This is a genomic window from Enterovibrio litoreus (assembly GCF_045679545.1).
Lineage (GTDB): Bacteria > Pseudomonadota > Gammaproteobacteria > Enterobacterales > Vibrionaceae > Enterovibrio.
Window position 1 is genome coordinate 2455780 of the sequence record NZ_CP166194.1, and the last position, 26995, is coordinate 2482774.

25 protein-coding genes are annotated in these 26995 nt (G+C 48.7%); 11 read left to right on the forward strand and 14 right to left on the reverse strand.

The annotated features are described in order from the left end of the window. The first annotated feature begins 218 nt into the window (after window positions 1–218). The 6 genes from dinG to AB8599_RS10785 all read left to right on the forward strand — a co-directional run bounded on the left by dinG (window position 219) and on the right by AB8599_RS10785 (window position 6726). Window positions 219–2297: an ATP-dependent DNA helicase DinG gene (gene dinG, locus AB8599_RS10760; RefSeq protein ID WP_407330899.1), complete on the forward strand. Its 2079-nt coding sequence runs from the start codon at window positions 219–221 to the stop codon at window positions 2295–2297. A gap of 80 nt (window positions 2298–2377) precedes the next feature. Further along, entirely contained in the window at window positions 2378–3151 is a 774-nt protein-coding gene (locus AB8599_RS10765) for a TSUP family transporter (RefSeq protein ID WP_407330900.1), read from the forward strand. 27 nt (window positions 3152–3178) lie between these two features. Beyond that, window positions 3179–3727: a primosomal replication protein PriC gene (gene priC, locus AB8599_RS10770; protein ID WP_407330901.1), complete on the forward strand. Its 549-nt coding sequence runs from the start codon at window positions 3179–3181 to the stop codon at window positions 3725–3727. Between the two features lie 9 nt (window positions 3728–3736). Next, window positions 3737–4672, forward strand: a complete 936-nt coding sequence (locus AB8599_RS10775) for a histone deacetylase (RefSeq protein WP_407330902.1) — start codon at window positions 3737–3739, stop codon at window positions 4670–4672. Window positions 4673–4675: 3 nt separating this feature from the next. Beyond that, a complete protein-coding gene (gene rsmS, locus AB8599_RS10780) occupies window positions 4676–4837 on the forward strand; it encodes a pleiotropic regulatory protein RsmS (protein ID WP_407330903.1) in 162 nt (53 codons plus the stop codon). 470 nt (window positions 4838–5307) lie between these two features. Then, window positions 5308–6726, forward strand: a complete 1419-nt coding sequence (locus AB8599_RS10785; protein WP_407330904.1) for an alanine/glycine:cation symporter family protein — start codon at window positions 5308–5310, stop codon at window positions 6724–6726. A 90-nt stretch (window positions 6727–6816) separates the two neighbouring features. On the opposite strand, the gene AB8599_RS10790 is transcribed toward AB8599_RS10785, so the two are convergent. Together AB8599_RS10790 and AB8599_RS10795 are read right to left on the reverse strand one after the other, a co-directional pair. After that, window positions 6817–7056: a TIGR02647 family protein gene (locus AB8599_RS10790; RefSeq protein WP_407330905.1), complete on the reverse strand. Its 240-nt coding sequence runs from the start codon at window positions 7054–7056 to the stop codon at window positions 6817–6819. Window positions 7057–7331: 275 nt separating this feature from the next. Continuing rightward, entirely contained in the window at window positions 7332–8222 is an 891-nt protein-coding gene (locus AB8599_RS10795; protein ID WP_407330906.1) for a Tim44 domain-containing protein, read from the reverse strand. Between the two features lie 267 nt (window positions 8223–8489). Between AB8599_RS10795 and AB8599_RS10800 the strand changes: the two genes are divergently transcribed. The 3 genes from AB8599_RS10800 to AB8599_RS10810 all read left to right on the forward strand — a co-directional run bounded on the left by AB8599_RS10800 (window position 8490) and on the right by AB8599_RS10810 (window position 11498). Continuing rightward, a complete protein-coding gene (locus AB8599_RS10800) occupies window positions 8490–8885 on the forward strand; it encodes an NINE protein (RefSeq protein ID WP_407330907.1) in 396 nt (131 codons plus the stop codon). 132 nt (window positions 8886–9017) lie between these two features. After that, on the forward strand, window positions 9018–9617 hold the full coding sequence (locus AB8599_RS10805) for a TetR/AcrR family transcriptional regulator (protein ID WP_407330908.1): 600 nt from the start codon (window positions 9018–9020) through the stop codon (window positions 9615–9617). Between the two features lie 15 nt (window positions 9618–9632). Further along, complete coding sequence (locus AB8599_RS10810; RefSeq protein ID WP_407330910.1) at window positions 9633–11498, forward strand: MFS transporter; 1866 nt, start codon at window positions 9633–9635, stop codon at window positions 11496–11498. 11 nt (window positions 11499–11509) lie between these two features. Here the strand turns inward: AB8599_RS10810 and menE are convergent, their stop codons facing one another. Genes menE through AB8599_RS10840 form a run of 6 tightly spaced genes read right to left on the reverse strand, consistent with a single transcriptional unit; the run spans window position 11510 to window position 18697 of the window. Continuing rightward, window positions 11510–12898: an o-succinylbenzoate--CoA ligase gene (menE, locus tag AB8599_RS10815; protein ID WP_407330911.1), complete on the reverse strand. Its 1389-nt coding sequence runs from the start codon at window positions 12896–12898 to the stop codon at window positions 11510–11512. Continuing rightward, window positions 12880–13860 carry an o-succinylbenzoate synthase gene (menC, locus tag AB8599_RS10820; RefSeq protein ID WP_407330912.1) on the reverse strand — a complete coding sequence of 327 codons (981 nt, stop codon included), beginning with the start codon at window positions 13858–13860 and terminating at the stop codon, window positions 12880–12882. Before menC ends, menE begins: the two co-directional genes overlap by 19 nt. An 11-nt stretch (window positions 13861–13871) precedes the next feature. Beyond that, a complete protein-coding gene (menB, locus tag AB8599_RS10825) occupies window positions 13872–14738 on the reverse strand; it encodes a 1,4-dihydroxy-2-naphthoyl-CoA synthase (protein WP_407330913.1) in 867 nt (288 codons plus the stop codon). Between the two features lie 29 nt (window positions 14739–14767). After that, entirely contained in the window at window positions 14768–15625 is an 858-nt protein-coding gene (gene menH / locus AB8599_RS10830) for a 2-succinyl-6-hydroxy-2,4-cyclohexadiene-1-carboxylate synthase (protein ID WP_407330914.1), read from the reverse strand. Further along, on the reverse strand, window positions 15597–17384 hold the full coding sequence (gene menD / locus AB8599_RS10835; protein ID WP_407330915.1) for a 2-succinyl-5-enolpyruvyl-6-hydroxy-3-cyclohexene-1-carboxylic-acid synthase: 1788 nt from the start codon (window positions 17382–17384) through the stop codon (window positions 15597–15599). The genes menH and menD overlap by 29 nt, the downstream gene beginning before the upstream one ends. Next, a complete protein-coding gene (locus AB8599_RS10840) occupies window positions 17381–18697 on the reverse strand; it encodes an isochorismate synthase MenF (RefSeq protein ID WP_407330916.1) in 1317 nt (438 codons plus the stop codon). Before AB8599_RS10840 ends, menD begins: the two co-directional genes overlap by 4 nt. A gap of 390 nt (window positions 18698–19087) precedes the next feature. On the opposite strand from AB8599_RS10840, the gene AB8599_RS10845 reads away from it, so the two are divergent. Then, window positions 19088–20302, forward strand: a complete 1215-nt coding sequence (locus AB8599_RS10845; RefSeq protein ID WP_407330917.1) for a pyridoxal phosphate-dependent aminotransferase — start codon at window positions 19088–19090, stop codon at window positions 20300–20302. A gap of 69 nt (window positions 20303–20371) precedes the next feature. Here AB8599_RS10845 and rrtA read toward each other — a convergent pair whose 3' ends face one another. Further along, window positions 20372–20947: a rhombosortase gene (gene rrtA, locus AB8599_RS10850; RefSeq protein ID WP_407330918.1), complete on the reverse strand. Its 576-nt coding sequence runs from the start codon at window positions 20945–20947 to the stop codon at window positions 20372–20374. A gap of 49 nt (window positions 20948–20996) precedes the next feature. Here rrtA and AB8599_RS10855 point away from each other — a divergent pair, with 49 nt between their 5' ends. Next, window positions 20997–21623, forward strand: a complete 627-nt coding sequence (locus AB8599_RS10855; RefSeq protein ID WP_407330919.1) for a tRNA-uridine aminocarboxypropyltransferase — start codon at window positions 20997–20999, stop codon at window positions 21621–21623. A 185-nt stretch (window positions 21624–21808) separates the two neighbouring features. On the opposite strand, the gene AB8599_RS10860 is transcribed toward AB8599_RS10855, so the two are convergent. The 5 genes from AB8599_RS10860 to hupB all read right to left on the reverse strand — a co-directional run bounded on the left by AB8599_RS10860 (window position 21809) and on the right by hupB (window position 26804). Beyond that, window positions 21809–23164, reverse strand: a complete 1356-nt coding sequence (locus AB8599_RS10860) for an anti-phage deoxyguanosine triphosphatase (RefSeq protein WP_407330920.1) — start codon at window positions 23162–23164, stop codon at window positions 21809–21811. Then, window positions 23157–23753 (reverse strand): 5'-deoxynucleotidase, encoded by a 597-nt coding sequence (gene yfbR / locus AB8599_RS10865; RefSeq protein WP_407330921.1) that lies wholly within the window; start codon window positions 23751–23753, stop codon window positions 23157–23159. Before yfbR ends, AB8599_RS10860 begins: the two co-directional genes overlap by 8 nt. Window positions 23754–23984: 231 nt before the next feature. Next, on the reverse strand, window positions 23985–24272 hold the full coding sequence (locus AB8599_RS10870) for a ComEA family DNA-binding protein (RefSeq protein ID WP_407330922.1): 288 nt from the start codon (window positions 24270–24272) through the stop codon (window positions 23985–23987). 162 nt (window positions 24273–24434) lie between these two features. Next, window positions 24435–26324, reverse strand: a complete 1890-nt coding sequence (ppiD, locus tag AB8599_RS10875) for a peptidylprolyl isomerase (RefSeq protein ID WP_407330923.1) — start codon at window positions 26322–26324, stop codon at window positions 24435–24437. Between the two features lie 207 nt (window positions 26325–26531). Next, window positions 26532–26804: a nucleoid-associated protein HU-beta gene (gene hupB, locus AB8599_RS10880; RefSeq protein ID WP_017004308.1), complete on the reverse strand. Its 273-nt coding sequence runs from the start codon at window positions 26802–26804 to the stop codon at window positions 26532–26534. Window positions 26805–26995 lie beyond the last annotated feature (191 nt).

Sequence of the window (26995 nt, forward strand, 5' to 3'; positions counted from 1 at the left end):
AGCTTATAAATCCAATAAAATAAGAATTATATGCTGCAAACACCTCTCTAATTAAGTGAATGGCATTCCCTTTGCTTTTCATAGCGATAGCTAATATTAGTTCAATTCATATTCGTGATCTGAATCCCAAAACAAAAAACAAATGAACGAATACTTGAACTCATTCACATTCTACGACCGTGTTATAATGCGGTTCCCGTTACCTTTGTGTGCCCTCCATGCTTAGTCCATCAGTTAAAAAAGACATACGTTGCAGCTACGAGAACTTGAAAGCGCAATTGCAGAATTTTGTTCCAAGAAAGGCACAAAACTACCTCGTTGCGGAGCTGGCAAAAACGCTCGCTGGCGAGTACAACTCCAAGCGTCGAATAATGGTTGCGGAGGCTGGCACGGGTATTGGAAAGTCAATGGCTTACTTAATGGGCTCCATTCCGTTTGCATTGAACAACAACAAAAAAGTTGTCATCTCTACGGCGACGGTAGCCCTGCAAGAGCAGCTTATTGAAAAAGACCTACCTCTGTTGAGGCGTATTGTGCCCAAGGAATTTAGCTTCGTCTTAGCCAAAGGTCGTCAGCGCTACTGCTGTGGAGAAAAGCTGGCGGGAGCGGCTGGCGCCGAAGGTCATGGACAGCAAGTGCTTTTTGAGAAAAAACCGAAAAAGTCTGATATCGATCTTATCAACGATATGTATGAAGCCTACATAAAAGGAAAGTGGGACGGAGATAGGGATGCATGGCCTAAGACCATTCCCGACACAGTCTGGATGAGCATAATCTCTGATAAGCACACCTGCCATTCCGGTTTACAGGCACACCGTGGCTGTCCATTTGCGAAAGCACGCGAATTTCTCGATAAAGCGGACGTGGTGGTTGCCAATCACAGCCTTCTTATGGCGGATTTGGAACTTGGCGGTGGCGTTATACTGCCAGAGCCCGAACAAGCGCTCTATATGATTGATGAAGCGCACCACCTTCCGATTGTTGCGCGTGATTTTTCTGCCGCCTCCGCCAGCTTGATTGGCGCGGCGTCTTGGTTGGAAAAACTGAATCAATCCGCCTCAAAACTGGCTAACGCCGGTGATATCAAACGCAGCAGCCGTTTTCTTGATGCACTTCAAACGGGCATACAAGTGCTTATCCCTGGCCTTCGTGCAGTGCGCGAAATGCTAAAATCCTTACCCTTGAATACCGATGGTATCTATCGCTTTGAAGATGGCGAGTTGCCTGAATCGTTGGTTAATGAAGCTAAAGAGCTGCAAAAAGCGATAAAAAAAGCCCATCAATCTCAAGCGAAAATGCACGACCTTGTGTCTGAGCGCGTGAAAGACGGCGAGATCAGCGCCCGACTTGCCGATCCCCTGCTAGCAGAATCAGCGTTCTTTCTGCAACGTATGGAAAACCTAGAAAAGGTTTGGACACTGATGGCGCAACCCAATGCCACCAAAGGTGCGCCTCTGGCTCGCTGGATCCAACAATGCCCTGAGCGCGAAAACGATCTGGTCGTGCATGTTTCCCCGCTTGAAATCGGCTGGCGACTCGACCAACTGTTATGGTCACGTGCAGCGGGCGTCAGTTTGATGTCTGCAACGCTTCGCGCGCTCAATTCGTTTAGCTATTTTTGCCGCCAGGTCGGGCTGGATGAAAATGACGGCACACGCTTTTTAGCGCTGCCATCGCCATTCGACTATCAAGAGAATGCGCGTCTCGTGGTGCCGTCATTGCCTTTTGAGCCACAACAGGACGGCTTTACCGACATGCTGCCAGACGTGCTAATGGAATACCTTGAAGGGCAAACATCGAGTCTTGTGCTTTTTTCTTCCTACTGGCAGATGAATCAGGTCGCGGACAAAATGCGCGCTCAGATTAAAAAGAACGGCTGGCATCTTCACATTCAAGGAGAGGCATCACGCACCGCGATTCTTGATGCGCACCGACGCTGCTGCAAAGAAGGCAAGGTGAGTGTGCTATTTGGCACAGGCAGTTTTTCTGAGGGTCTGGATCTGCCGGGTGATCAACTAACAAACCTTATCATTACCAAGATCCCATTTGCCGTGCCCACCTCACCCGTTGAGGAAGCACATGCTGAATATATTGAACGAAAAGGCGGGAATCCTTTCTTGCAAATTTCAGTTCCTGAGGCGAGCAAAAAGCTTATACAATCAGCAGGTAGACTGCTTCGCAAAGAAGACGACTCAGGAAGAGTGGTCTTGTTGGACCGACGCGTCGTTACCCGTCGCTATGGCAAGGCACTTTTGGATGCATTACCGCCATTTAAACGTGTTATTGATTACAAATAATTTTGTTTCACATGGATTCATTTCACGTAACTTTGATTGCATACGTTCTTTCTTCTACATAACTTTACGAGCCATCTTTAATGCTAGAGCTTTTTGACCCCTCGACTATTGCGATTCTTGCCATTGTGGCATTTTTGGCGGGCTTCATTGATGCCGTCGCTGGCGGTGGTGGTATGCTCACCGTGCCCGCCTTGCTCTCTCTCGGCCTACCTCCGCACATCGCCCTAGGGACCAATAAGCTGGCTGCTACGTTTGCCTCCTCAGCGGCAGCGTTGACCTACTATCGTAAAAAGCTTTTCTCGCCGATATTTTGGCGCCAGGCATTTTTCGCCACCTTGGTGGGGGCAATATTGGGGACACTCTTGGTCAATTACATCAGCACAGCATGGCTTGAGAAAGCACTGCCTCTGATCATATTGGCGATTGCGGTTTACACCATCTGGCATCCACAGCCGAAAGTCGATGGGCATGCATTACCAAAAGACGATCCAAAATTAAACACCAAACAATGGGGTCAAGGGCTAACGCTCGGCTTTTATGATGGGGTCGTCGGGCCTGGAACCGGCGCGTTTTGGGTCGTTTCTTCGATGTCGATGTACAAGATGAATATGTTGTTGTCATCCGGTCTCGCAAAAGCGATGAACTTCACCAGCAACATCACATCGCTCGTCACCTTTATCATTCTTGGCCACGTTAACTGGGCGATTGGCCTCACCATGGGCGTTTTTCTGATGATGGGCGCTTTCATTGGCGCACACTCTGCGATTCGTTTTGGCAGCGCTTTTATTCGCCCTGTGTTCATCACCGTTGTCGTGATACTGTCGGTGAAGCTTGCCATCGATGCGTGGTTTTGATTTTTTACCGTCACAGTAAGAGACGACATGGATTTGACCCCTTTAAAAGCGCAGCTCAACACATTGACGAATCAAGCTGCTGAGATCGACAAACGACGAGGCGAAAACAGCAAGCCCTTGTTTGATGAACGCCTGTTTCATTGCCATTCTCGCTTGCTTACCCCCTGCGTAGAAGAAGCGAAAAGTGTTGTCGATTCGCTAGAGCAAGAACAATCCAGTGGCCGGCTTTCGCCTCAAAGCGCCGAACATTTGTGTGAAAAGCTCCTCAACCAAATTAGCGCCCTGCAGCGAGAAATAGCGACAGTGTCAATTCGTCAGAAAGAACGTAGCTTCGCACCAAAGCTCGGCATGTCTACAAGGCAGCTATACCATGAACTGGCTCAGCATCAAAACTGGGAAAGACGCTTGGCTGATATGGTTCGCCACGCAGAAGCAGATATCGCACAGAGGCACACCACCGCCGAGGATCAACAAGCCCAAAAGAATTTGCTAGCGGTACAAAATCGGCTCGCGCGTTGTCGAGAATCTAAAAAGAAAATCGAAGCGCGTATCGCGTTTAGAGAAAAGAAAGAGTGATACACCATTATGCTACCCGTGATTTATCACTCGATTTACTCCGATTTCCCGTTACCAGACGGGCATCGTTACCCGCTTCAAAAATATCAATTGCTCAAAACATATATCGAACAGCAGCCATGGCCTGTTCAATCGTTTGAACCCGAAATATTGAACAGTGACACGCTAAAAGCGATTCATGATGCAGGTTATGTCGATGCGCTTATAACTGGCAGTCTTCCTTTGGTGAAAATGCGCCGGATTGGCTTTCCATGGAGCCATGCGTTGATTCAGCGCTCGCTAACATCGTTAGGAGGCACGACCCTTACCGTCGATAAAGCGATCGAGCAGGGTGTGGCGATTCACCTCACTGGCGGGTATCACCATGCACACCATGATTTTGGTAGCGGCTTTTGCTTGTTTAACGATCTCATCCTTGCTGCTAACCACGCGCTGTCTTCCCCGACGATAGAAAAAGTGCTGATTGTGGATTGCGATGTACACCATGGCGATGGCACGGCAACACTGGCACAGCACCGATCAGACATCGTCACCCTCTCTGTGCATTGCGATAAGAATTTCCCCTCACGCAAGCCCGAATCTGATATCGACTTACCCATGCCAATAGGCACTGACAGCGAGAGTTATCTTCGTGAATTTATTCCGTGCCTAACACTCGCACTCGCACTGCATCAGCCAGATATGGTGATTTACGATGCAGGCGTTGATATTCATACCGACGACGAGCTTGGCTATATGTCGGTCTGTCAGGCAGGCATTGCCAAAAGAGATAGTGCAGTATTTGCAGCATGCAAAGCGCATCAAATTCCCGTTGCTGCAGTGATTGGTGGCGGTTATCGTACAGACCAGACAGCATTAGTTCCCCTTCATGCTGAGCTGATTCGTGCTGCGCTAAAAACCTATTTCTCAAACCTAGAAACCCATTACCCAAACATTGAGAGTTAATAAATGAATGAATCTGGACTAGAGCAGGCTCCCGACGATATAAAACTGGCCGTTGACCTCATCTATTTATTGGAAAGCAATCATGTCACACCAGAAACCGTGTTAAAGGCATTGGAAATCGTAAAGGCAGACTTTGAAAGAAAAGTCGACAGTCAAAAAAGCTGAGCACCTAAACGCTTCTCTCGCGGGGCACAGTTTCATCAATGGCCCCCGTTCTTACCCCCTCGCACCGGCGATAGCGTCACCTCCACCTGAGTCTATCCCCATCCGAGATGTTAATTTCATTCGATACTTATGTTTGATTTTAATAGTAAAAACAATCAATTTGATTGAATTTCAAACAAAACTTAAAACTTTCGGGTGATGAAACGATGTATTTGAAGTATTATCCGGCCGTTTTAAATCTCCGGTGTAAATGACCCAAGATGAAAAACTGGCCGTAGGGAGATGCTCAAACGGATTTGGAGATAGCGCAATAGACGCGCAATCCTACAGGCCATGAATCTCTGCAAGGAAGCGTCGCCAGGGTCACTTTTGTCGGCCCGGGGCAGAGCGCTGAAAAGGAAGTTTCAGATATCTTGTCTCCTCCTTATCGCTCAACTGCCTTTCTATTTTTGACGACAGTAGAGTTTGTTATGACGGAACTAAAAGAACTATTCGTATCCTTTGTCGATGCCGGGAATGGCTTGCTATGGGGAAGCGTGCTTATTTACCTTTTGATCGGCGCGGGTCTGTACTTCACTCTTCGCACGGGTTTCCTCCAATTTCGCTCTTTCGGGCACATGTTCGAGCTCATCAAAGGCAGCCGCCAAGGCGCTGATGGTGGCATCTCCTCTTTCCAAGCATTCAGCACTAGCCTCGCCGCTCGCGTAGGCACGGGTAACATGGCTGGCGTGGCCGTTGCTATTTATCTGGGTGGTCCTGGTGCCATATTCTGGATGTGGGTGACCGCATTGGTCGGTATGTCGACCAGCTTTGTGGAATCAACACTGGCTCAAGCCTACAAAGTCAACCACAAAGACAACACGTTCCGTGGTGGCCCGGCTTATTACATCGAAAAAGGGTTGGGTCAGCGCTGGCTGGGTATCGCCTTTGCGGTTTGTTTGATCGTTGCATTTGGTCTCGCATTTAATGGCGTGCAATCAAACTCAATTGCCGCCGCGATGAACACGGCATTTGGAACAGATAATACGTGGGTGGGTATCATTCTCGCACTTGGTGTTGCCCCCATCATTTTCGGTGGGATGCGCTCTGTGGCACGTGTTGCTGAACTTGTGGTGCCATTTATGGCCATTGGTTATCTGATTGTGGCCGTCTATGTTATCGCGATGAACATTGGTGTATTACCTGAGATTTTTGCCACCATCGTGAAAAGCGCCTTTGGTTTTGAACAAGCAGCTGGCGGTGCCATTGGTGCTGCGATGATGCAAGGCATCAAACGCGGTCTATTCTCGAATGAAGCCGGTATGGGGTCGGCGCCAAACGCAGCTGCAACTGCGACAACCCGTCCAAACCACCCTGCCGCACAAGGTTATGTTCAAATGCTGGGCGTGTTTATCGACACCATCGTTATCTGTACAGCAACAGCATCTATCATTCTGCTTTCAGGCATGCTGGACACGGAAAGTGGCTTAACCGGGATTGCACTGACGCAGGCAGCACTAGTGGCTGAAGTCGGTCCATGGGGCGCAGGCTTCATTGCGATTGCAATCTTGCTGTTTGCCTTCACGTCTTTGATTGCCAACTACTCGTATGGCGAATCAAACATCGAGTACATCTTCAAAAACAAGTTAGCGATCAACATCTACCGCATTGCCGTACTCGCGATGGTCGTTGTAGGCGCAGTGGTCGATTTACCTACTGTGTGGGCATTTGCTGATCTGTCGATGGGTATGATGGCGATCATTAACCTTGTGGCAATTATTGGTCTATCGGGTGTGGCATTTGCATTGCTAAAAGACTACGAGAAACAACGTAAAGCAGGCAAAACGCCAACCTTCGACCGTACTCAGTTCCCCAAATTGGACAAAGAAATCGACAAGGACGTTTGGTAATAAGCCTAGGCTTAAACCTCAGTCATTAAAAAAGGGAGCCTTCTGGCTCCCTTTTGTTTCTTAACAAAATCATGGGTTGGTCAGTATCGACTAAGGCTCAGATCTTAAAATGCGCAATGCTTCTTTGGCGTGTTCAACGGCATCACGACCAATAGACGTCAAATACCCGCCATCTTTCGCTGTGACTAATTTTTTTTCATACAAACGTTCTGTTGCAGCAACAAGAACAGGATCAGCATCGCTGCGAACCTTTATTCCCGCCATGTCTGTTGAAAGTGTAAATTTCACCAGCACATTCATTTCATCAAGCAGTTCTGAGGTAAAAAGCATAAGGGCTCCGCAATCATTTACAATCAATCAGTTGAGTCAATATAGACCTTCAAACGTACGGTAAACTGTGCCGAGATCAAGAACTGGTCGATCAATTTATTCAATTTCCCGTAAAACCTCAAAAATTTGATTTATGCCACATCTTGAGCGTGCTTCGATTTAAGAAATCGCACTTCATGACGCGGTGTATGGCGTGGTAACTGGCAATAAAAAAGCAGCTGACGTGCAGCTGCTTTCTAATATCGCTAATTTTTGTATCGCTAAAACGCTTGGTATTACGCTTGAATACCCACAATCAACCACGGCGAGTTAGCTTGTGTCATATCTCGCTCCAAGTGCCAGATATCAGTAATGTCCTCTTCGATACCTTCCTGACCATCGCGGTAGCGACCACTGAACTGCAAGCTCAGTTGTGCACGTTGATTGTCGTAATCGGCACGCACGATTTCTGCATCGACATACATCACTTCTGTATGCTGCTCACCAGAAAGCTTGCGGCGTTCTTCTGACAAATCGTTGTATAACTCGGGCGTCACATACTCTTGAATCGTTTCAAGTTGGTTGTGATTCCATGCACCTTGCAAAATACGGTAATGCTCACGCGAACCATTAACAAAGCCAGCCATGTCGAAGTTAGGCGGGAAATTGAATGGCACATCGTTGTTCACCGCACCAAAACCACCACCTGTTGACGATGTTGCTGTCGACTCACGAGACTGAGCCTGCTCGTGATAATAGCCATTACTTTTTGGCTCACTATTCCCAGCATACGCTTGTTGATTCGGCTGACTTATTGCGCCATTCTTTGCCGCCATCAAGCTCTTGAAGATCTTAAACAGAACAAATGCAATCACAGCGATGATCAGAAAATCCATGATCTGGAAGCCATCAAACGCGCCACCAAACATCGCCGCAATCAAACCACCAGCAAGAAGACCGCCCATCAAACCACCCAACATGCCTTTCTTCGACGAAGATTTCGCCGCAGCAGCAGGATCGTTTTGCTTGTTAATGGAATTCGTGTTGGTTGGTTGAGATTTAGGTGCTGGTGCAGTCTTAAAGCTTTTGCCGAAAGATTTCCCGCCACCAAATTTTTTCGCTTCAGCATGTGGGGCAGAGAGCACCATCACAAACATTAGCGCGAACAATCCAAAAAAACGTTTCATTGCAAACCTTTACGTTTCGTTTCAAGACTACGCACAACGCGCAACATCTCCTAATGCTAAGCCCCTCGCAATTAAAGTCAATCTATGCAACCGTTGAAAGTGTTACCAATCGTTTACCATCGCCCGGTCTTGACTCATTTTTTTCGAGCGAGACCATTCTTCATTTAGCGACATTGTTGAAAAAGTATGGCTGAATATGCTTTACATTAGTCACTTTGCAAGTGAGTTGTTTTACACTCTCGCGATAAATGCTTTTTGGGATATCTCATGAACGATACACACAGTAAAACAATCGGTTATATACTCTGGATTTTTGGTTTCCTTGGCGCTCACCGCTTCTATTATGGCAAGCCCGTTACAGGTACGATTTGGTTGTTCACCTTCGGACTGTTGGGTATAGGCTGGATAATTGACCTATTTTTGATCCCGTCAATGGATCGCGAAGCTGACCTTCGTTTTAACACTGGCCAATACGACTATTCTGTCGCTTGGATTTTGCTCACATTTCTTGGTTTATTCGGTGTTCACCGCATGTACATGGGGAAATGGCTCACCGGTATTCTTTATCTCTTTACAGGTGGATTTTTCCTGATCGGGTTGATTTATGACTTTTGGACACTAAACGACCAAGTGTCTATCAAAAACGCCCAGCGTTTCTCTTAATTACCCGCAACATCCCTCACCTAAGCCTCTCAGTTTTCTCTATATCTTCAAACTGAGAGGCGAGTAACTTGCCCTTTAGATCCCTCGCTCCTAGAATATCGAACATTGTTCACTATTTTGCAGCATGATGTAATGGCACGCAGAAACGACCACAGTCGCGAAGAATTGGTAGAAATGACGCTACATTGCGTCGAAGACTTCTTGAAAACTGAACCCTACCAGTCACTCAGCCTCCGAAAAATCGCCGCCATAATAGGCTACGTACCGAGTACATTGGTTAACATTTTTGGTAGCTACAATATTTTGCTACTGCATGTTGTCGCCCGCACTCTTGACGATCTTCAGCAACAGGCAAGAGACAAGCTAGCCAGCACCGATACCCCAAATGCCGCTCTCTTTGCACTGGCACACCTATATCTGGATTTTGCAGCCGCCAACCCTTATCGCTGGCGATTAGTGTTCGAGCACACCATGCAAGGCGACAAAATGCCGGAATGGCACAGCGATCGCATCCAAAATATGACTGGCATGTTAGAGACCTTGCTCCGTCAGTTATCACCAAGCAAAAGCGAAGATGACATTGTACAAGCCAGTCGGGTGTTATGGTCGGGTGTTCACGGCATTACCTTGTTAAGTGTTGATGACAAATTGTTTACTGATGCACCAGTAGACGGCGGGAAGTTGATTGATAACCTGCTCACCGGATATTTATCCAGCTGGGTAGAGCGCTAACAGCAAGGAAAGGCCATGTCGAAACAATCAGCACTGTTAACACAGCGACGCTTTCTTCCGTATTTCGTCACCCAAGCGTTTGGCGCATTTAATGATAATGTTTATAAGAATGTGCTGCTGATATTGGTGGCATTTGCCGCACCTGGCGCACTTGGTGTAAGCACCAATCTCTTCATTAATCTTGCTGCTGGTCTATTCATTCTGCCGTTTTTCCTTTTCTCTGCGTTTGCTGGCGAGCTGGCGGACAAATACGAAAAATCGCAGTTTATACGTATTGTTAAGTTGGTTGAGATCGCCATTATGAGTTTGGCGGCGGTTGCCTTTATCTTCGAAAGCTATTTGCTGCTGCTTTTTCTGCTCTTTTTGATGGGCACGCAATCAGCGTTTTTTGGCCCCGTCAAATACGCATTACTGCCTCAGACACTCAAACCCACTGAACTAGTGTCGGGCAACGCCTTGGTTGAAACAGGCACCTTTTTGGCGATTTTGCTCGGCACGATTGTCGCGGGTGTCATCGCCAACCAATCAGACGCCAAATACCTCGCTGCATTTTCAGTGATCCTCTTTGCCACGCTTGGTTATCTCAGTGCGCGTTATATCCCTAAAGCAGATGCAGGCAACCCATCGCTCAACATTCGTTTTGCCCCTGTGCGCCAGATGAAAACCACCCTGCGGATCGCACACAAAGACAACGTCGTGCTGCAATCCATTCTAGGGATCAGCTGGTTTTGGTTTTTAGGCGCCAGTTACCTCACCCAATTCCCTAACTACGCCAAGCTGTACCTCGGTGGCAATGAGGCTTCTGTTTCTTTTTTGCTGACATTGTTCTCCATTGGCATTGCACTCGGTTCATTGCTTTGTGACAGATTGTCCCGCCACAGAATCGAACCTGGCATTGTGCCAATCGGTGCGCTTGGATTGACAATTTTTGGCGCGCACTTAATGTTTTCAACGCCTGATGTCGCCCCTGAAACGGACACTTTCCTTGCCTTTGTGTCAGAGCCGTCACTCTGGTGGGTATTCATTGATTTGCTGTTTATCGGCGTTTTTGGCGGCATTTTCATTGTCCCGCTTTATGCCATGATGCAAAGCCGCGCCGAGGAAAGTGAGCGCTCACAAGTGATTGCGGCGAACAATATCTACAACTCGCTGTTTATGGTGGTAAGCGCCATTCTCGCCATTGTGTTACTGGGAATCGTTGAAATGAGTATTCCGGCGTTCTTTCTAACACTGGCCATTATGAACCTAGCCGTGGCATTGTATGTGGGCAAACAAGTGCCCGTTTTTGCACTTCGCTTTATCGTTTGGGTACTTAGCCACAGTATCTACCGTGTCCAACACAAAAACTTGCAGCATATTCCTGATCAAGGTGGCGCACTGCTGGTCTGTAATCACGTCAGCTACGTCGATGCTTTGCTGCTGGCGGGCGCGTGTCCGCGCCCTATCCGCTTCGTGATGGATGCGGATTATTACCATCTGCCCGTACTGCATTATTTTTTCCGCACGACACGCGTCATACCCATCAAGCTCACCAGCGGCTCGATTCGCTGCGCGCTCAACGAAGTTAAACAGCAACTGGAAGCCGGTGAACTTGTCTGTATTTTCCCAGAAGGACAACTGACGTCCGACGGTGACATGCACCCCTTTAAACGCGGGGTAGATTTGATCCTCAAGCAAACGCCCGTCCCCGTTATTCCAATTGCCCTCAAAGGGCTTTGGGGAAGCTATTTCAGCCGAGAAGGTGGACGCGCTTTGTTGAAGTGTCCGAGGCTTTGTCGTTCCAAAGTGGAGATTGTCGCAGGCTCGCCGGTTTCACCTTCAGAGGCATCATCAGAGCGGTTGTTCAATGACGTGAGAGCATTGCGAGGTGGCATCAGCTAATCCGTCGTGCTTCAAAAATTTCGATCATCGACTGTTGATTCTGTCATTTTGCTATTCAGCCAGTCAGACAAGGCGTTGCGAGATACTTTAATACCCGACGCCAGTAGATGTGTTGGCAACACAAAAACACGTTGAGGACACTGATACGGCGGCACCTGCGTTTTCGCCCATGCCAAAAAGTCCTGCGCATCGCACTCCCCTTCAATCAGCGCAACCGGTACTTGCCCCCATGTCTTGTCTGCAAGCGGCAAGACAAATAGCTGCTTGATGCCATCAAACACAATGAGTGCGCGTTCAACCGTTTCAGGCTGCACATTCTCGCCACCGCATATAAACATGTTGTCTAAGCGGCCCATGATTTGAAGATCTTGATGGTCGTGATTGGCGGTGCACCAACTAGCTTTGTCTTTGGTCTGAAACCAACCCCTGGTCAACGGCACCAATTCGCCATCAATCATGTAGCCTGGTGATAGTGTCTTTCCGTTGACAAGCACTTCCCCATTTGATGACAACATCAGCTCACGATAAGGCAGCGGTTTTCCAACGGAGAAATAGCCATCGGCGCGCTTGGCCGTGATAGTCGATGCCATCTCCGTCATGCCATAGCCACACCAACAGCGAATGCCTTGCTTCTCTGCCTGATCAACCCAGTGTTGCGGGATCACCGCACCGCCAAGCAACACAGAATGCAAACTGGCAGGCTTACCACCCCGTACAAGGCGTTCGAGCTGAGTCGGCACTAGCGAGGCATGGGTTACCCCATCCAGCGCCGTGACAAGCTTTTCACCGCGAGTATCAGCGACCTTGAGCACTGCGCCTTTTGCCAGCCAACGCCAGACAATAGCGAGGCCTGAAATGTGAAACAGTGGGAGTGACAATAACCAGCAATCAGAAGATTCAAATGGCATGAGCGAAAAGAGCCCCGTTGCACTGGCGAGATGATTTTCTGCCGTGTGAGCAACCGCTTTGGGCCTGCCACTGGAGCCGGAGGTCAGAGTCAACGTCAGACAACGCTGAGCGTCATAGTCAAACACTGGCGCGTTAACCGAGGTGTTCAGCATCATTCCACTTGGTGTCGTTACCAAGGAATCAATGCCAATGTGGGTTAACAGATCGTTGCGATCACGGTCTGGAAAGGCAGGATTGAGCATCAGCGTCGTGAGCCCACGTTGCCAAGCGGCAAGCATTAAGACGAGGGTGTCATAGTGATTATCACTGAGAACTGCGATTGGTGCGGCAGTTTGCAACGAGACGTCGAAATGAACGCTGTCGATGTCAGCACAAAGCGTCTGCCAACTGATCTTGGCATCATCACGCACAATGGCCGTCGCATCAGGATGCATTGACATCCAATGCTGCCACGGCCACTGCTCGAAACGGATCAGGCTGTCTGTTGCCATACCAGATTGCATTCGGTCAGGGAAGTCAGAGGCAACTGGCAGCCCGGCCAAGGGGTATCGAGTTGTGTACCAAACAAATCCACCGTATCTAAACCGGGAAGCGTGTCCGGTGTCAGCCAATGCGCAATGCGTGCAAGTTGATTCAAGCCAAAACTTGATTCAAGGCTTGAACTTATCACGGCATCCATGCCCAATGCGTGGGCTTGCGAGACAAGACTTTTGACCGTGTGCAGGCTGCCAACCAATGTCGGTTTGATGACAACGGCGCGAAGCCCTTGTGCGGCTTCTAGTACAAAGTCTTCATCACGCACGGTTTCATCCCATGCCAAGGCAATGCCTGTTTCTTGGGCAAACGCCAAGCTCTCTTTAGGTGTTTGACAAGGTTCTTCCAAGAACGCGATACGAGAACGAAAAACAGGATTCACATACTTTGCAAATTGCTGTGCTTTAATGGGCGTCCACTGACGGTTCGCATCAAGGCGCAGCATGAGATCGGGAATCGCTTCAAGGAACATGTTAACCACCATGCCATCGCGAATCGCCTCATACATGCCCACTTTGATTTTCGCCACTTTCTGGCCCGGCATGTCAGCAAGCTTTTGCACCAGTTCATCCGGATCACCGCTGCACAAAGGGGCTGTTAGAAAATTGCCCTGCTCAGGAAGCTCACCCTCAAGCTCTGCCAGTGCCACTGAAAAGCCAAAGGCGACAGACGGATATAGCGCGTCCCAATCAATCGGTTTGTTGGCAAGCCAATCAAGCAATACCTGCTCAATTTGCTTCGCGGCATCGTCAACGGTTTCATGGCTGAACTCCGGCAAAGGCGCGATTTCACCGCGTCCCATTTGACCATTTTCACTTAGCTCAACCACCAAGCCTTCACGCGTTGCCAGACGGGTGTGACGTAAAATCACACCACTGTCCATCGGCAGCGAATAGCGATAGATTTTCGCGTGTTTCATTGCCGCTACCATTATGGGTTGCGCGGGAATTTATCGAAATCAGGGCGACGCTTTTCGTTAAACGCGTTGCGTCCTTCCTGACCTTCTTCAGTCATATAGAACATCATGGTCGCATTGCCCGCCAATTCTTGTAAACCGGCTTGGCCATCACAGTCCGCATTCAGCGCGGCTTTCAAGCAGCGCAGCGCCATTGGGCTGTGTTGCAACACTTCACGACACCAGCGAACGGTTTCACGCTCAAGCTCTGCATAAGGCACGACATGGTTAACCAGCCCCATATCCAACGCTTCTTGCGCATCATAGAAGCGGCACAGGAACCAAATTTCACGCGCTTTTTTCTGGCCCACAATGCGAGCCATGTAAGACGCGCCCCAGCCACCATCGAACGACCCCACTTTCGGGCCCGTCTGACCAAACTGCGCGTTATCAGCCGCAATGGTTAGATCACACATCATGTGAAGCACATGACCACCACCAACAGCATAGCCGGCGACAGCGGCGATAACCGGTTTCGGGCAAGTACGGATTTGGCGTTGGAAATCCAACACGTTTAAGTGGTGAGTACCTTGATCATCACGGTAGCCGCCGTAGTCGCCACGGATCTTCTGATCGCCACCCGAGCAAAATGCATGCTCACCTTGGCCTGTCAGCACAATGACGCCCACTTTCTCGTCATAACGCGCATCCGCTAGCGCTTTGATCATTTCGTTGACAGTTTGAGGACGAAACGCATTACGCACTTCCGGACGGTTGATGGTAATGCGTGCAATACCGTCAACAGACTTGTGATACAGAATGTCTTCATACCCATCCGAGCAGTCGTTCCACTCTACCGATGCATAGAGTTCTTGTTCGGTTAAACCTGTTGTAATCGCCATAATGCTTCCATTAATTCATCAATTAAATATCAAATCAGCCGTTTTACTTGCTGGCTAAACAGCGTTGGCTGTTCAGTATGAATATTGTGTCCAGCGTTTGGGATGGTAAAAAATGCGAATCCCGAATGCTTCGCCAGTGCAGCAAACTTGTGGTCATTCTCGCCACACAAATAATAAAGCGGCAACCCGCTGTCTTTCAGTGCTTGCAATAATATCGGCTGCTTAGCTAAAGATGTAGCACGCAACATACTGGCCACTTTGACTCCGAGGTTATCACTGCGAATAGCCACCAAACTTTGTTTTTGCTCATGATTTAGTGAAGAAAAAACAGCTTGTTGATACCAATCTTGAAGCACGTCAATAATGGGCTCTTGTTCAAATCGTACTGCCCATCGTTCATCGTGTTTTTTTCTTGTTTCTCGTTCTTGAATGGGCAAACCAATATGACCGCTTTCGATGATAAGTCCCGCCAACGATGCGCCAGTTTCATCGAAACGCTCCCGCTGCATGGCTGACAAATACATGGCAAGGCGTGCGCCCAGAGAATAGCCAATCAGCCAAAACGGTTGATGAAGATGATATTGAATGGTTGTCGCAATCAAAGCGCAGGTATCGCCAAAGCCGGCAACATCAATGTGCTGGCTCTCACCATGGCCGGGGAGGTCAATGGTTAGGCAGGTGAAATCATTGCCGAGCGCGTCGATCACGTCTTGCCAATCTTGCCCGTTACCCAGCAGACCATGAAGAAACACTAACGCAGGTTTGTCTTTCGCATTGCCTGACGGTGAAGACAACAAGCGAGCAGACAATGCAGACGCAGAAACGGGTTGTGCTCCAATTGAAGGTAAAGACGAATCCTCAGAAAAGATGGGCATGTGCAATGACATCAAAAAGGGCTTTCACATCACGTCCGCACTCACCTTCGGGCACGGTTAATTCCATGACCGTGGTGCCGTTTTGAGTTAAAGCTTCAAGGCACGCATGACGCGCATCAAACAACGAAGTTGGACGGAGGTAATGAAGACCAAACATGGCTGCAGCATGAGAGAATTCGACACCATGGGGCATACGATAATAGGCGTCTTTTTTAGCATCCGGCACGGGCAGCATGTCGAAAATTCCGCCGCCGTTATTGTTGATAACCACTATCACCAGCGGCAGAGGATTGCGCGCCAGCAAGGCCAAGCTGTTCAGATCGTATAGCGCGGACGTATCACCAAGCACACACAGCATCGGACGTTGACCCGCTCGCTGAACTCCCGCTGCCGTAGCAATCAAACCATCAATGCCTGATGCGCCACGATTGGCAAACACAGCGACATCCGGCAAGCAGCAGCACATATCCAGAAGACGGATTGCCATGCTGTTACCGACAAAAAGATCGGTCTCTGACGTCAACCAATGAGCAAAATCAGTAGCAAACGTTTTTTCAGAAAGCGTATTAGACGCTTCACATTGCTGGCGAAGCAGTGCTAGGTATTTATTGCTCGCGACGGCCAGTGATTTCGCCCAGTTTTTTTCCGCCACATTGCCATCTAAAGCGGCCAGATCTTGTGCGAGTGCATCCGCAACTTGCAAGGGGCTAGCGACAATACGATATGCCGGTTTGTGCGAGGGGTCGAGCCTGCCGGGGTGCTGATCCACCAGCCAATATTCCCCAGCAAAAGATGAGATGAATTGGCCAAGGCGTTTCGATACCAAGCGAGCGCCAAACTGCAACACGCAATCCGCCTGCTTGAGGACAGATACGCAGTCAGGGTTTTGCAGCCAAACGTCAAAGCCCGCAAATTCCGAGCCTTTGCCCGCTTGGGGATCGCACAATAGCGGCCAGCCTAAGTGTTCGGCTAACACTTCTACGGCTTGACGATCAGCTTGTGTCATCCGACCGGCAATCAACATGCCTTTTTTGTGTTGCAAGGTTTGCCATTGCGTTAGTGCGGTATCAAGCGAGGTGGATGCCTTAGAAAACGTCAGATAAGGCTTATCACCTGTTAGCCAGGTTTGTATCGGCGCAAGATAAAGACCTGCATCATCGACATTGCCATAAAGCGGCTCAGGAAACGGACAGTTGATATGCACACTGCCGCCATTCAAGGCCTGATGGTGCAATTGTTCGCTTACCAGCGAAAGCAGCCAGCCCGGCGCAATGCTTTCAGTGGGGCTGGGCAAATCAACAAAGCGATCGGCATGTTCACCGAAAATCGCTTTCTGGCTGATAGCTTGATTCGCCCCGCACTGGATCAGCTCTGCTGGGCGATCAGCCGTTAGCAAAATCAATTTTTCACGAGTCAGGCGGCTTTCTGCGACTGCTGGCAGTAAATTAGCCACGGCGGTGCCTGAGGTGACAATCACCGCAACAGGACGGTTCGATGCTTTAGCAAGGCCGAGGGCGAGAAAGCCCAAGCCTCGTTCATCAAAATGCGTATGTAAGGTAACGCTCTTGCCATCTTGGCGTAATTGTTCAGCTTCAAGGGTCAGTGGCGTCGAGCGAGAGCCCGGTGCAATGCAAAAATCAACGACGCCAGCGCGATGCAGGGCTGTCAGAATAAGACGAGACCAGATCCGGTTTAACGTGACCGGATTTAACGCCCTTGTGTTCGAAGAAGCCGTGTTTGCACTGGCCATGTTTGCAGAAGCTGAATTCATCCTGCTCGTTTCTCCAGCGTGGAATCAGGAATAGGTTTAAGCAGACTCAAAAGAGTCGACACTTTGCGGTCCAACTCCTTCCACTCACTCTCCGCCACAGAGCCCGGAACAATGCCCGCCCCCGCAAATAATTGCAAAGAATCTCCCATCATCAAAGCACTGCGAATAGCGACGCAAAACTCACTTCGCTCTGCACTCAAATACCCGACTGATCCGCTGTACCAACCACGAGCAAAAGGTTCGTTTTCAACAATAAAGGCAACCGCTTCTTCTCTCGGCAATCCTGCTATTGCAGCGGTCGGCTGCAACGTATCGAGCAAGGTTGCACTTGCCACATCTTGATTGAGCGCGGCATCTATCGCGCGCTTTAAGTGCTGCACTTTACGCAAGCGCACCAAATGAGGTGTTTCTTCTATGGTCAGTGTCTGGCAATGCGTGGCAAGACGTGCGGAAATATCCTCCACCACCAAACGGTTTTCATACACATTTTTACTGTCGTTGAGCAGCCATTTGGCCAACGCAAGATCGTCTTCTGCGCTTTTTCCACGACCAATTGTGCCCGCGAGTGCTTCCGTCGAGAGATCTTGCCCATGACGATTGAACAGACGTTCTGGCGTGGAACCGACAAAGCAGTGCTTTTCATCTAACGCCAACATGAAGTGGAAATTAGCGCGATTTTGATCGCGACTCGCTTTCAACAGTTGGGCGGCAGAGACTGGGCGATCGAGTGACAGCGACGTTTTTCTCGCTAAGACCACTTTTTGCAGATCGGTTTGTTCGATTTGGATCAGAGCACGATCAATCATGGCAGACCAATCAGGGAACGCCGGCGAATGCTCAGTTGACAGAATATGGCACTCAGGCGGAGACAATGCAGGATGCGCCGTCGTCACTTTCGACAATGCAGCCTGCGTCTTCAGCAAGTCATCACCCAAATTAACCGTCAGCGTCCACGTGTCGTCCTGACGAGCAACTTCAATTTGCGGCAAGAAAAAGAAAGACTGCAAACAACGCTGATTGCGCGCAGTTCTGCCGTCAAATGAACGGCCGCCCCAAATGCGCTGGTTAGATGATAAGACTTTTTCGGCAGCAGCAGGATCGGAGAAAGTTTTCACTTGGCCTAGCGCCATTACTTCTTCGCGACCATCGCGGGTTTGCCAGTAGAATTTGGGGTAAATGGGTTGGGCATCCAACCATTCAATCGGGTCGACCTCTTCAGGCCATGAAAAACACACCGAAAGCTGATGGGGGATCGGGGACAGTGTCGACAAAGAATCAAAAAACTGGACTATCGCTTGGCTTAAATCGGTCAATCTAACCTCACTGACTACTCACAAAGTGCCCGATTCCTTGGGTATTGCTGTTTGCTGAAACTCGCGGGTGTCATCACCCAATTCAACCTCTGTTCACACTATGTTCCAAACATGCAGTATGATTCGTGGGCAAAATATCACCAAGATGGCTCTTTTTGCACCAACAGACGTCATTTCGCGACAAACTCGATAATATTTCCTGTTGGAAACGCATTCTACAACCTTATTGATTGTGATGAAAATCGAATGTGCCAGCATAACATCTGGGTTTGTTAGCATTTAGTCTCTTATTTCTCTCTTTTTCGTCATTTATTGCTATTAGCTACTTATATAAGCCTTTTCGTTAGTGTAATTTACTGCAAACACCAAAAATTAAGCTCAGGAATCATGATGCAAGAAATCGGGATGTCGACCAAGCTGGATAATGTCTGTTACGACATTCGCGGGCCAGTGATGAAGCAGGCAAAGCGCCTTGAAGAAGAAGGCCACAAAATTCTCAAACTGAACATCGGTAACCCTGCCCCATTTGGTTTTGATGCACCAGATGAAATTCTGGTCGATGTGATCCGTAACCTGCCAACATCTCAAGGCTATTGTGATTCCAAAGGGATTTATTCTGCGCGCAAAGCGGTGGTCCAACACTACCAAAAACGTGGCATGCTGGATTTGGACGTTGAAGACGTGTATCTCGGCAATGGCGTGTCAGAACTGATCGTGATGTCAATGCAGGCCTTGCTGAACAGCGGCGACGAATTGCTTGTTCCCTCACCTGACTACCCATTGTGGACGGCGGCAGTGTCGCTTTCTGGGGGGAATCCCGTTCACTACATGTGTGACGAAGAATCGGATTGGTATCCCGATCTGGCTGATATCAAAGCCAAGATCACCTCGAAGACTAAAGGGATTGTGTTGATCAACCCGAATAACCCGACGGGTGCGGTATATAGTCGAGACTTTTTGCTGAAAGTGGCGGAGATCGCCCGTCAGCACAATCTGATTATTTTCTCTGACGAAATCTACGATAAGATCTTGTACGACGGTGCTCAGCATCATTCGATTGCGCCTTTGGCACCGGATGTCTTCTGTGTCACCTTTAGTGGTCTGTCTAAATCCTATCGCGTGTGCGGTTTCCGCTCTGGTTGGATGATTTTATCTGGGCCACTGCACAAAGCAAAAAGCTACATTGCGGGGCTGGAAATGCTGTCTTCCATGCGCTTGTGTGCCAACGTGCCGATGCAACACGCCATTCAGACGGCATTAGGCGGCTATCAAAGCATCAACGAGTTAATCTTGCCAGGCGGTAGATTGCTTGAGCAGCGTGACAGAGCCCATGAACTGCTCAACCAGATCCCGGGCGTAAGCTGCGTGAAGCCAAAAGGCGCACTGTATCTGTTCCCGAAGATTGATACCAAACGCTACAAGATCTACGACGATGAGAAAATGATGTTGGATTTCCTGATGCAGGAAAAAGTGTTGATGGTTCACGGTACAGGCTTTAACTGGCCGAAACCCGACCATTTCCGCATTGTGACCTTACCGCGCGTCGATGATTTGGAGTTGGCGATTGGTCGCTTCGAACGTTTCCTGTCGACGTATAGTCAATAAGAGCAAGAGATAGTATCGAAGGCCTAGGATTGCGGAAATGTGGTTCTAGGCCTTGTCGCTCTATAGGACCTAGGTCCTAGGTCCTAGGTCCTGAATATTTTCACTTCCACTCTGTTTCCATACTAACGCGAAAATTAAGCCTACAGCAGCCCCTGCCCAGTGCGCTTGATACGCGACTCCAGCTTCAATTAATTCCGCCGTCATCGAATCACCGCCTGTGTAGGCTTCATGAACCAATTTGAGCGCGACGCCTACCAGCATGACCCATCCCAGTGGGACTTTATTCTGTATGTCTCGCACAACACCAAACACAAATAACCCATGCAGTACGCCTGACAGCCCCGCATACCAATCGAATGGGCTAATAAACATCACTGCACCAATTGCCACCATCATGCTCCATAGCATGGCTAACAGCGAACGAGGCGCATAGTATCTGCGATGCAGTAAAGCCAATACCAGCAAGGCTGCTAAGTTCATCGCCATGTGGATAGCGTTGGTATGAGTAAGGTTTCCTGTTACGATTCGCCACCACTGACCTGATTGGATATCAAGGCGATCCCAAACTAGCACCTCTTGGACAGTGGGGATTTGGGCAATCAATGTGATAGCCACCAACAGGAACAGTATTCGAGAAACTGACAATTGCGTCTCCAACTCTCGAGATTTCATTTAGTTATAGCGTACCGTGGTAATGAATAAGAAAGCCAGTCGATATTGCGAACATTGCGGGAAAGCCAAAAAGGCGTGTATCTGCCACTTCATCTCACGCATTGACAGCGATGTGCCTGTCATCGTGCTTCAACACTCTTCGGAAGTGAACCAACCCATAGGTACAGCGCGTATTTTGTCGCTGACATTGCCAAATTGCGTGTTATTTGTGGGTGAAGACTTTTCCAATCACGCTGAGCTTAATGCCCTACTGGCTCAGGAGAATATCGACTACGCGTTGCTCTATCCTGCCGAGAACGCCATTCCGGTCTCTCTTTGGCAAGGAAAGCCCAATAAAACTCGTGGGATCATCTTGCTAGATGGCACGTGGCGCAAAGCCTTTAAGATGTATCAGCTGTCTGCCAACCTTCACGCTTTGCCAGCGGTAACCTTGGATGCAATCAGCGAAGGGAATTATCGCATTCGAAAGTCCCCCAAAGAAGGTGGGCTATCAACGGTTGAAGCGGGGTATCAAGCACTGTCAGCGATGGAAGGTGATAGCACGCGCTTTCAACCGCTGCTGGATGCCTTTGATGGCATGATTGAGTTTCAGATAAGCCAAATGCCGCCCGGGGTTTATGAGCGGCATTATGGGAAGAAAGGCGAATGAAAAAAGCTTAAGGTCCTAGGGACCTAGGTCCTAGGTCCTAGGTCCTAGAAGGAATTGTCCATCAGTTCTTTCGGCGGAGATTCTCTGAGGTTGAATAAAGCAGGCACGAATAAATTATTCAACGGCACTGCTTTTCCTAGGATCCTAGGTCCTGCTCTTTACCTAAGACCTGCACTCCCCCATTTCTACCTTATCTGATGCAAGGGGCCCTGATTCGCCGCCGTGAACATGGTGGCGTAAAGACGTTGGGCATAGCCATCGGTCATCGCAGAGATGTAATCCGCAATCACACGACGACCTGTTTTTCCATCCGCCACATCTTTGAGCCAGAGATCTCGCGTGATAACAGGCAGCAGGCGTTTCGGGTCGGCATCAAACGCATCAAACAATTCCATCACCAATTGCTGGCCTTTATATTCAATTACTTGAAGTTCTGGCTTTTGCACCACGTATTCGCTAACAAAGGCTTTCAATACGCCCAAAACGTTATGCATCACGTCGGTAAGTTTGGCATTCCACTGCAAAAGGGGGTCGTCGAATCGGTTAACACCATCTTGCACCGCGGGCTCAATGGCAATCGACGTCAGCAAGGTATTCACCAACGCGCCAATGGCATCTTTACGCTCATGGTGCGGGCCAAACATCTGCTCACTCAAATGGCTGATATTGGTTTCAAGCCAAGGGTCGCCGCATTCTGCCAACTTGCTCGCCACGGCTTCTTGCCACTGGTCACGTTGAACAATCCCCATCACGATAGCGTCTTCTAAATCATGCACACCATAAGCAATATCATCGGCTAATTCCATGATGGAGCAATCCAGCGATTTATACTGCGAGCGCCCGTGGTGGTGATCATCGGGCGCCCGTCTTAAAGACGTAAACAAGTTCGCGTCTTTGTCAGACAGCCCCTCTAGCACCCAATCAAAACGATCGAAATCATCTTCATAAATCCCCTTGGCTGGATGCCATAACGCCGCTTTGAGATGGCGAAACTCTTTCACATCTTCAGGCAATTGCAGCCGCCTAGTGTGCTTCAATAAAGAGGGATATTTCAAAAGGCCCAACAAGGTTCTGCGCGCCAAATTCATGCCATCTTGCTCGGTATAGGGTTCAAGTAAGGAGACGATACGAAAGGTTTGTGCATTGCCCTCAAAACCATCGTCGTTACGCATCATATAATTCAGCGCAATCTCACCACCATGACCATAAGGGGGATGACCAATATCGTGCGCCAGACACAAGCTTTCCATTAAGCTGGTTGAAGGCAACAAGGGTTTAAAATCCGGTTGTTTCTCTTTGAGTTGCGCAACGATGCCCGTGCCAATCTGCGACACTTCTAGCGAGTGTGTGAGGCGAGTGCGATAAAAATCACTGTGCTCTGCCCCAAGCACCTGCGTCTTCGCTTGTAAGCGCCTAAAGGCCGCCGAATGAAGAATACGGGCACGGTCTCGCTGAAATACAGTGCGCTTATCATTGCGACGCTGTTTATTCTCTTCAGCTAAACGTGCTTCCCATGCTGATGACACCGCCAGCTTACTCATCGCTGATCTCATCAAGGGTTAACCCAAAGCTCGCGCCAAAGGTTGACATAAAATACGCCGTTGCTTCGCTACCGCGTTCATCCATGGTGGTTTCAAGGCGACGCTTCGCCTGCTCAAACTCATGGTTTCCGGCAGACAATTCTTCCAAGCACTTTAAATAGGCACAGATAGCATCAGCCTGTTTCACTAACTGATAGTCTTCGGGGTCTATCGCTGCGCTGTCGATTAGCGGGCGGTAATCGTCACGAAACTCTTCTGGCAGCATGGCAACCAATTTATCTTCCGCGATGCGCTCAATTTTTTTGTATTCGTCGGCAATAGCAGGGTTAAAGTATTTGATGGGTGTCGGTAAATCTCCCGTGAGCACTTCACTGCAGTCGTGAAACATAGCCAATAAAGCAACGCGCTCCGGTGAATAGCTCCCACCAAATTTTCTGTTTTCAATCAGGGCGAGCGCATGCGCAACAAACGCGACTTGAAGGCTATGTTCAGAGATATTCTCGTTGAACACATTTCGCATTAACGGCCAGCGATAGATAAGTTTCATTCTCGCGAGATGGGCAAAGAAGTGGCTGTGTTTCTGGCTCATGGCATCCTTGGCTTAGTTGGAACGTGGGTACTCAGTCCATAATGTTGTCGCGCCCCGCTTTTCTCAAGCTTTTCACGAAAAAAATCCCCCATGCAAAGGGCTCTTTTCCTCAGGGCAACAACGGAAATGACGATAAAACAAGAATAATACGAAAAATGGACATTGAAGAGAGGATGTGAATAAAGACGTAAATGGGGAGAGGGTGCTCCCCGACACACAACCTAGCGGGGATTATAAGGTAATACGATCGCGGTTTTTCTCAACGATGGCTTTGCCGATACCTTTGACACTAGAGAGAGCGTCGACCGATTCGAAAGCACCGTTTTCGTTGCGAAAATCAACAATGGCCTGCGCTTTTGATTTTCCAATGCCGTCCAGATACTTATCCAGCTCTTCGGCTTCCGCCGTGTTGATGTTCACTTCAATTGGTGCGCCCTGAGCCCCATCTTGCGCTGTCGCAAAAGGGCTGACTATGAGCGTTGCCGCCAGTAAAAATGCTGAAAAGAGTGTTTTTATCATGTCCTGTTCCTTAGGTTGTTTGAATCACAATCCTCCCCAGCATACGAATCCTTCCACTCCGCTCCATTACAATGCACAAAAAAACGACGGGGTGCTAAAAGCGCCCCGTCGATGTGACTTATCAATTACAACTGTATAGAAATCACTTCAAAATAGTCGTGATTATTGCTCTACGGTATCAATAGAATACGTCACTTCAGTTTTTGCTTTCAGCTGAGCAATCAATGCGTTCAGATCGGCATTCGCGGTGGTACGTGCCACACGCTCTGCCATCTGGCTTTGCAAGCTAATCGCTTCGGTGGCAGGCTCTTTCACACTATCGAGTGCAACAATCAGCACATCACCGTTACCCGCATTTGTCAGACCATACTCAACTGTGTCCGCTGTCGGTGTTGGCATAGTAAATGCCAACTCAACCACTTCACGCTCTGGTGACACACGGCTGATTTCACTTTCAGCGCTAAATGCATACCCTGATGCATTCACGCCCGCATCATTGCCTGCTTCTAGCTCAGCCAATAGTGTCTGTGCCAACGCTTCTGCGGCTTTTTCGCCTTCTTGACGCTTGAGCATCGCTGTCACCTGCGCTTCCACTTCTTCGTATGGCAACACGGATTCAGGACGAACTTCGTCAACACGCACAACAAGAACATGTTCAGGTGCAATCTCGATAATATCCGAGTTTAAACCATCTTCACGCACTTCTGGTGCTTGCAAGGCTTGGGCAACGGCAGGATTTGCAAGCGCACCGTCGAGTTCAATCAAAGCAACAAAGTCAGTTTTATTAACCGTTGCATTGACCGCCTCTGCTGCATCATCAAGGTTGTCTGGCATTTCAAATGCTTTCTCAGCCAACTCATTTGACAGCGCGTAGAACTTCTCAGCAGCATGTTGTTGCTTAAGTTTCGCGATAATTTCATCACGAACGTCAGCAAAAGGCTTAGCATCAGAAGGTTTAATTTCATCAAGTTTGATGATGTGGAAACCAAAATCAGACTGAACAACACCGGTGACATCGCCAGTATTCACCAATGCAAATGAAGCATCTTCAAACGCTGGATCCATCACACCTTTATCAAACCAATCAAGTTGACCACCCTGCTCTGCGCTAAAGGTGTCATCTGAACGGGTTTTCGCTAGCTCAGCAAAATCCGCACCGGCGTTAAGCTCAGCAAGAACTGCCTGTGCTTTTTCTTTCGCTGCATCATCATCACCTTGGATCATAATGTGGCTAACTTTGCGTTGCTCAGACGTACCATAAGACGCGATGTTCGCCTCATAGTAAGCTTTCGCTTCTTCTTCGGTCACATCGGCGACATCAGCCACACCTGCACCTGTCAGCTCAACATAAGAGAGCTTAAACTGCTCAGGACGAACGAACTGGGCAGGGTTTTGCTCATAGTACGCTTTCTTCTGCTCATCGGTGATATCCGCTTTATCAGCAAAATCAGCCAACGGCAAAGTCAGTGTGCGCACCAAACGTGTCTGTCCTTCAAGCTTATAAAGGGCTTCTAATTCGTCTTCCAAGGCAAATTCACTGCTCACCAGTGCATTGACTAATTGCTCACGAACCATATCTTGACGCACATACTCAGCAAACTGATCCGGACTTAGACCGTTACGACGCAGCGCCGAGAGATACAAGTCATTATTGAAAATGCCATTGCTTGAGAACGCAGGCATCTCACGGATTGATTGCTTCACCTGTGCATCACTCACTCGAAGACCCAGGCGATCTGCTTCTTGGTCAAGAAGAGATTGATTCACCATACGGTCTAGAACATTACGGCGGAATTGAGCCAGATAGTTGGGATCGCTCAACAAGGTTGAGAAGAAATCACCCGCTTGTGATTGCATCTGCGCACGCTCATTTTGGTAAGCTTGCTCAAATTGGCTGCGGCTAATTTCTAGATCACCCACTTTAGCCGCTGGGATATCAGTACCACCCGCTAGATAGCCACCGACACCCGCAAAGGCAAAGGAAAAGATAATAAGGCTTAAGATGATCTTAACCGCAATGCTGTTTACGCCTTCGCGTAGTCGCTCCATCATAACGTGCCGCCACTCCTGCTAAATTGAACGTTCGTCTTAAAATTTAAAACCAAGTATCAAAGATTAAAACTTAAGTAATAAAAACTAAAAAAGCGCATCACGAGATGCGCCCTTACACTCTGTTAAGCCTGATTATACGCTGATGTCATAGACATTACAGCCTTAAACTCGACTCTCTGCGACAAAGAGCAAACGGTGTATTTAAGATTAGTTAACCGCGTCTTTCAGAGCTTTACCCGCTTTAAAGCCAGGGACTTTAGCGGCTGGAATATCAATTTCTGCACCGGTTTGTGGGTTACGACCCGTACGTGCTGAGCGCTCACGAACAGAGAAAGTACCAAAACCAACTAGAGCCACTTGATCACCATCTTTCAGGCTACCTGATACTGCGTCGATCAGTGCGTCTAGAGCGCGACCTGCTGAAGCTTTAGACAGATCTGCATTTTCTGCGATTTTATCAATTAACTGCGACTTGTTCACTTTTCATCCCCTTTACAAACGAACCACAAATCCCATTTTTTGCGGTGGCGAATAATTAGTCATCGCCTTTGTTATAGAAACAAGGCTGTAAAACGCTGTAGCTGTTATGAATTAAGGGCTTGCAACGTTTCTCTTAACTTAGCCCTCAAAAAAAAGACTGACAAGCCTTTTACTGACTGTCAGCCTTTTAC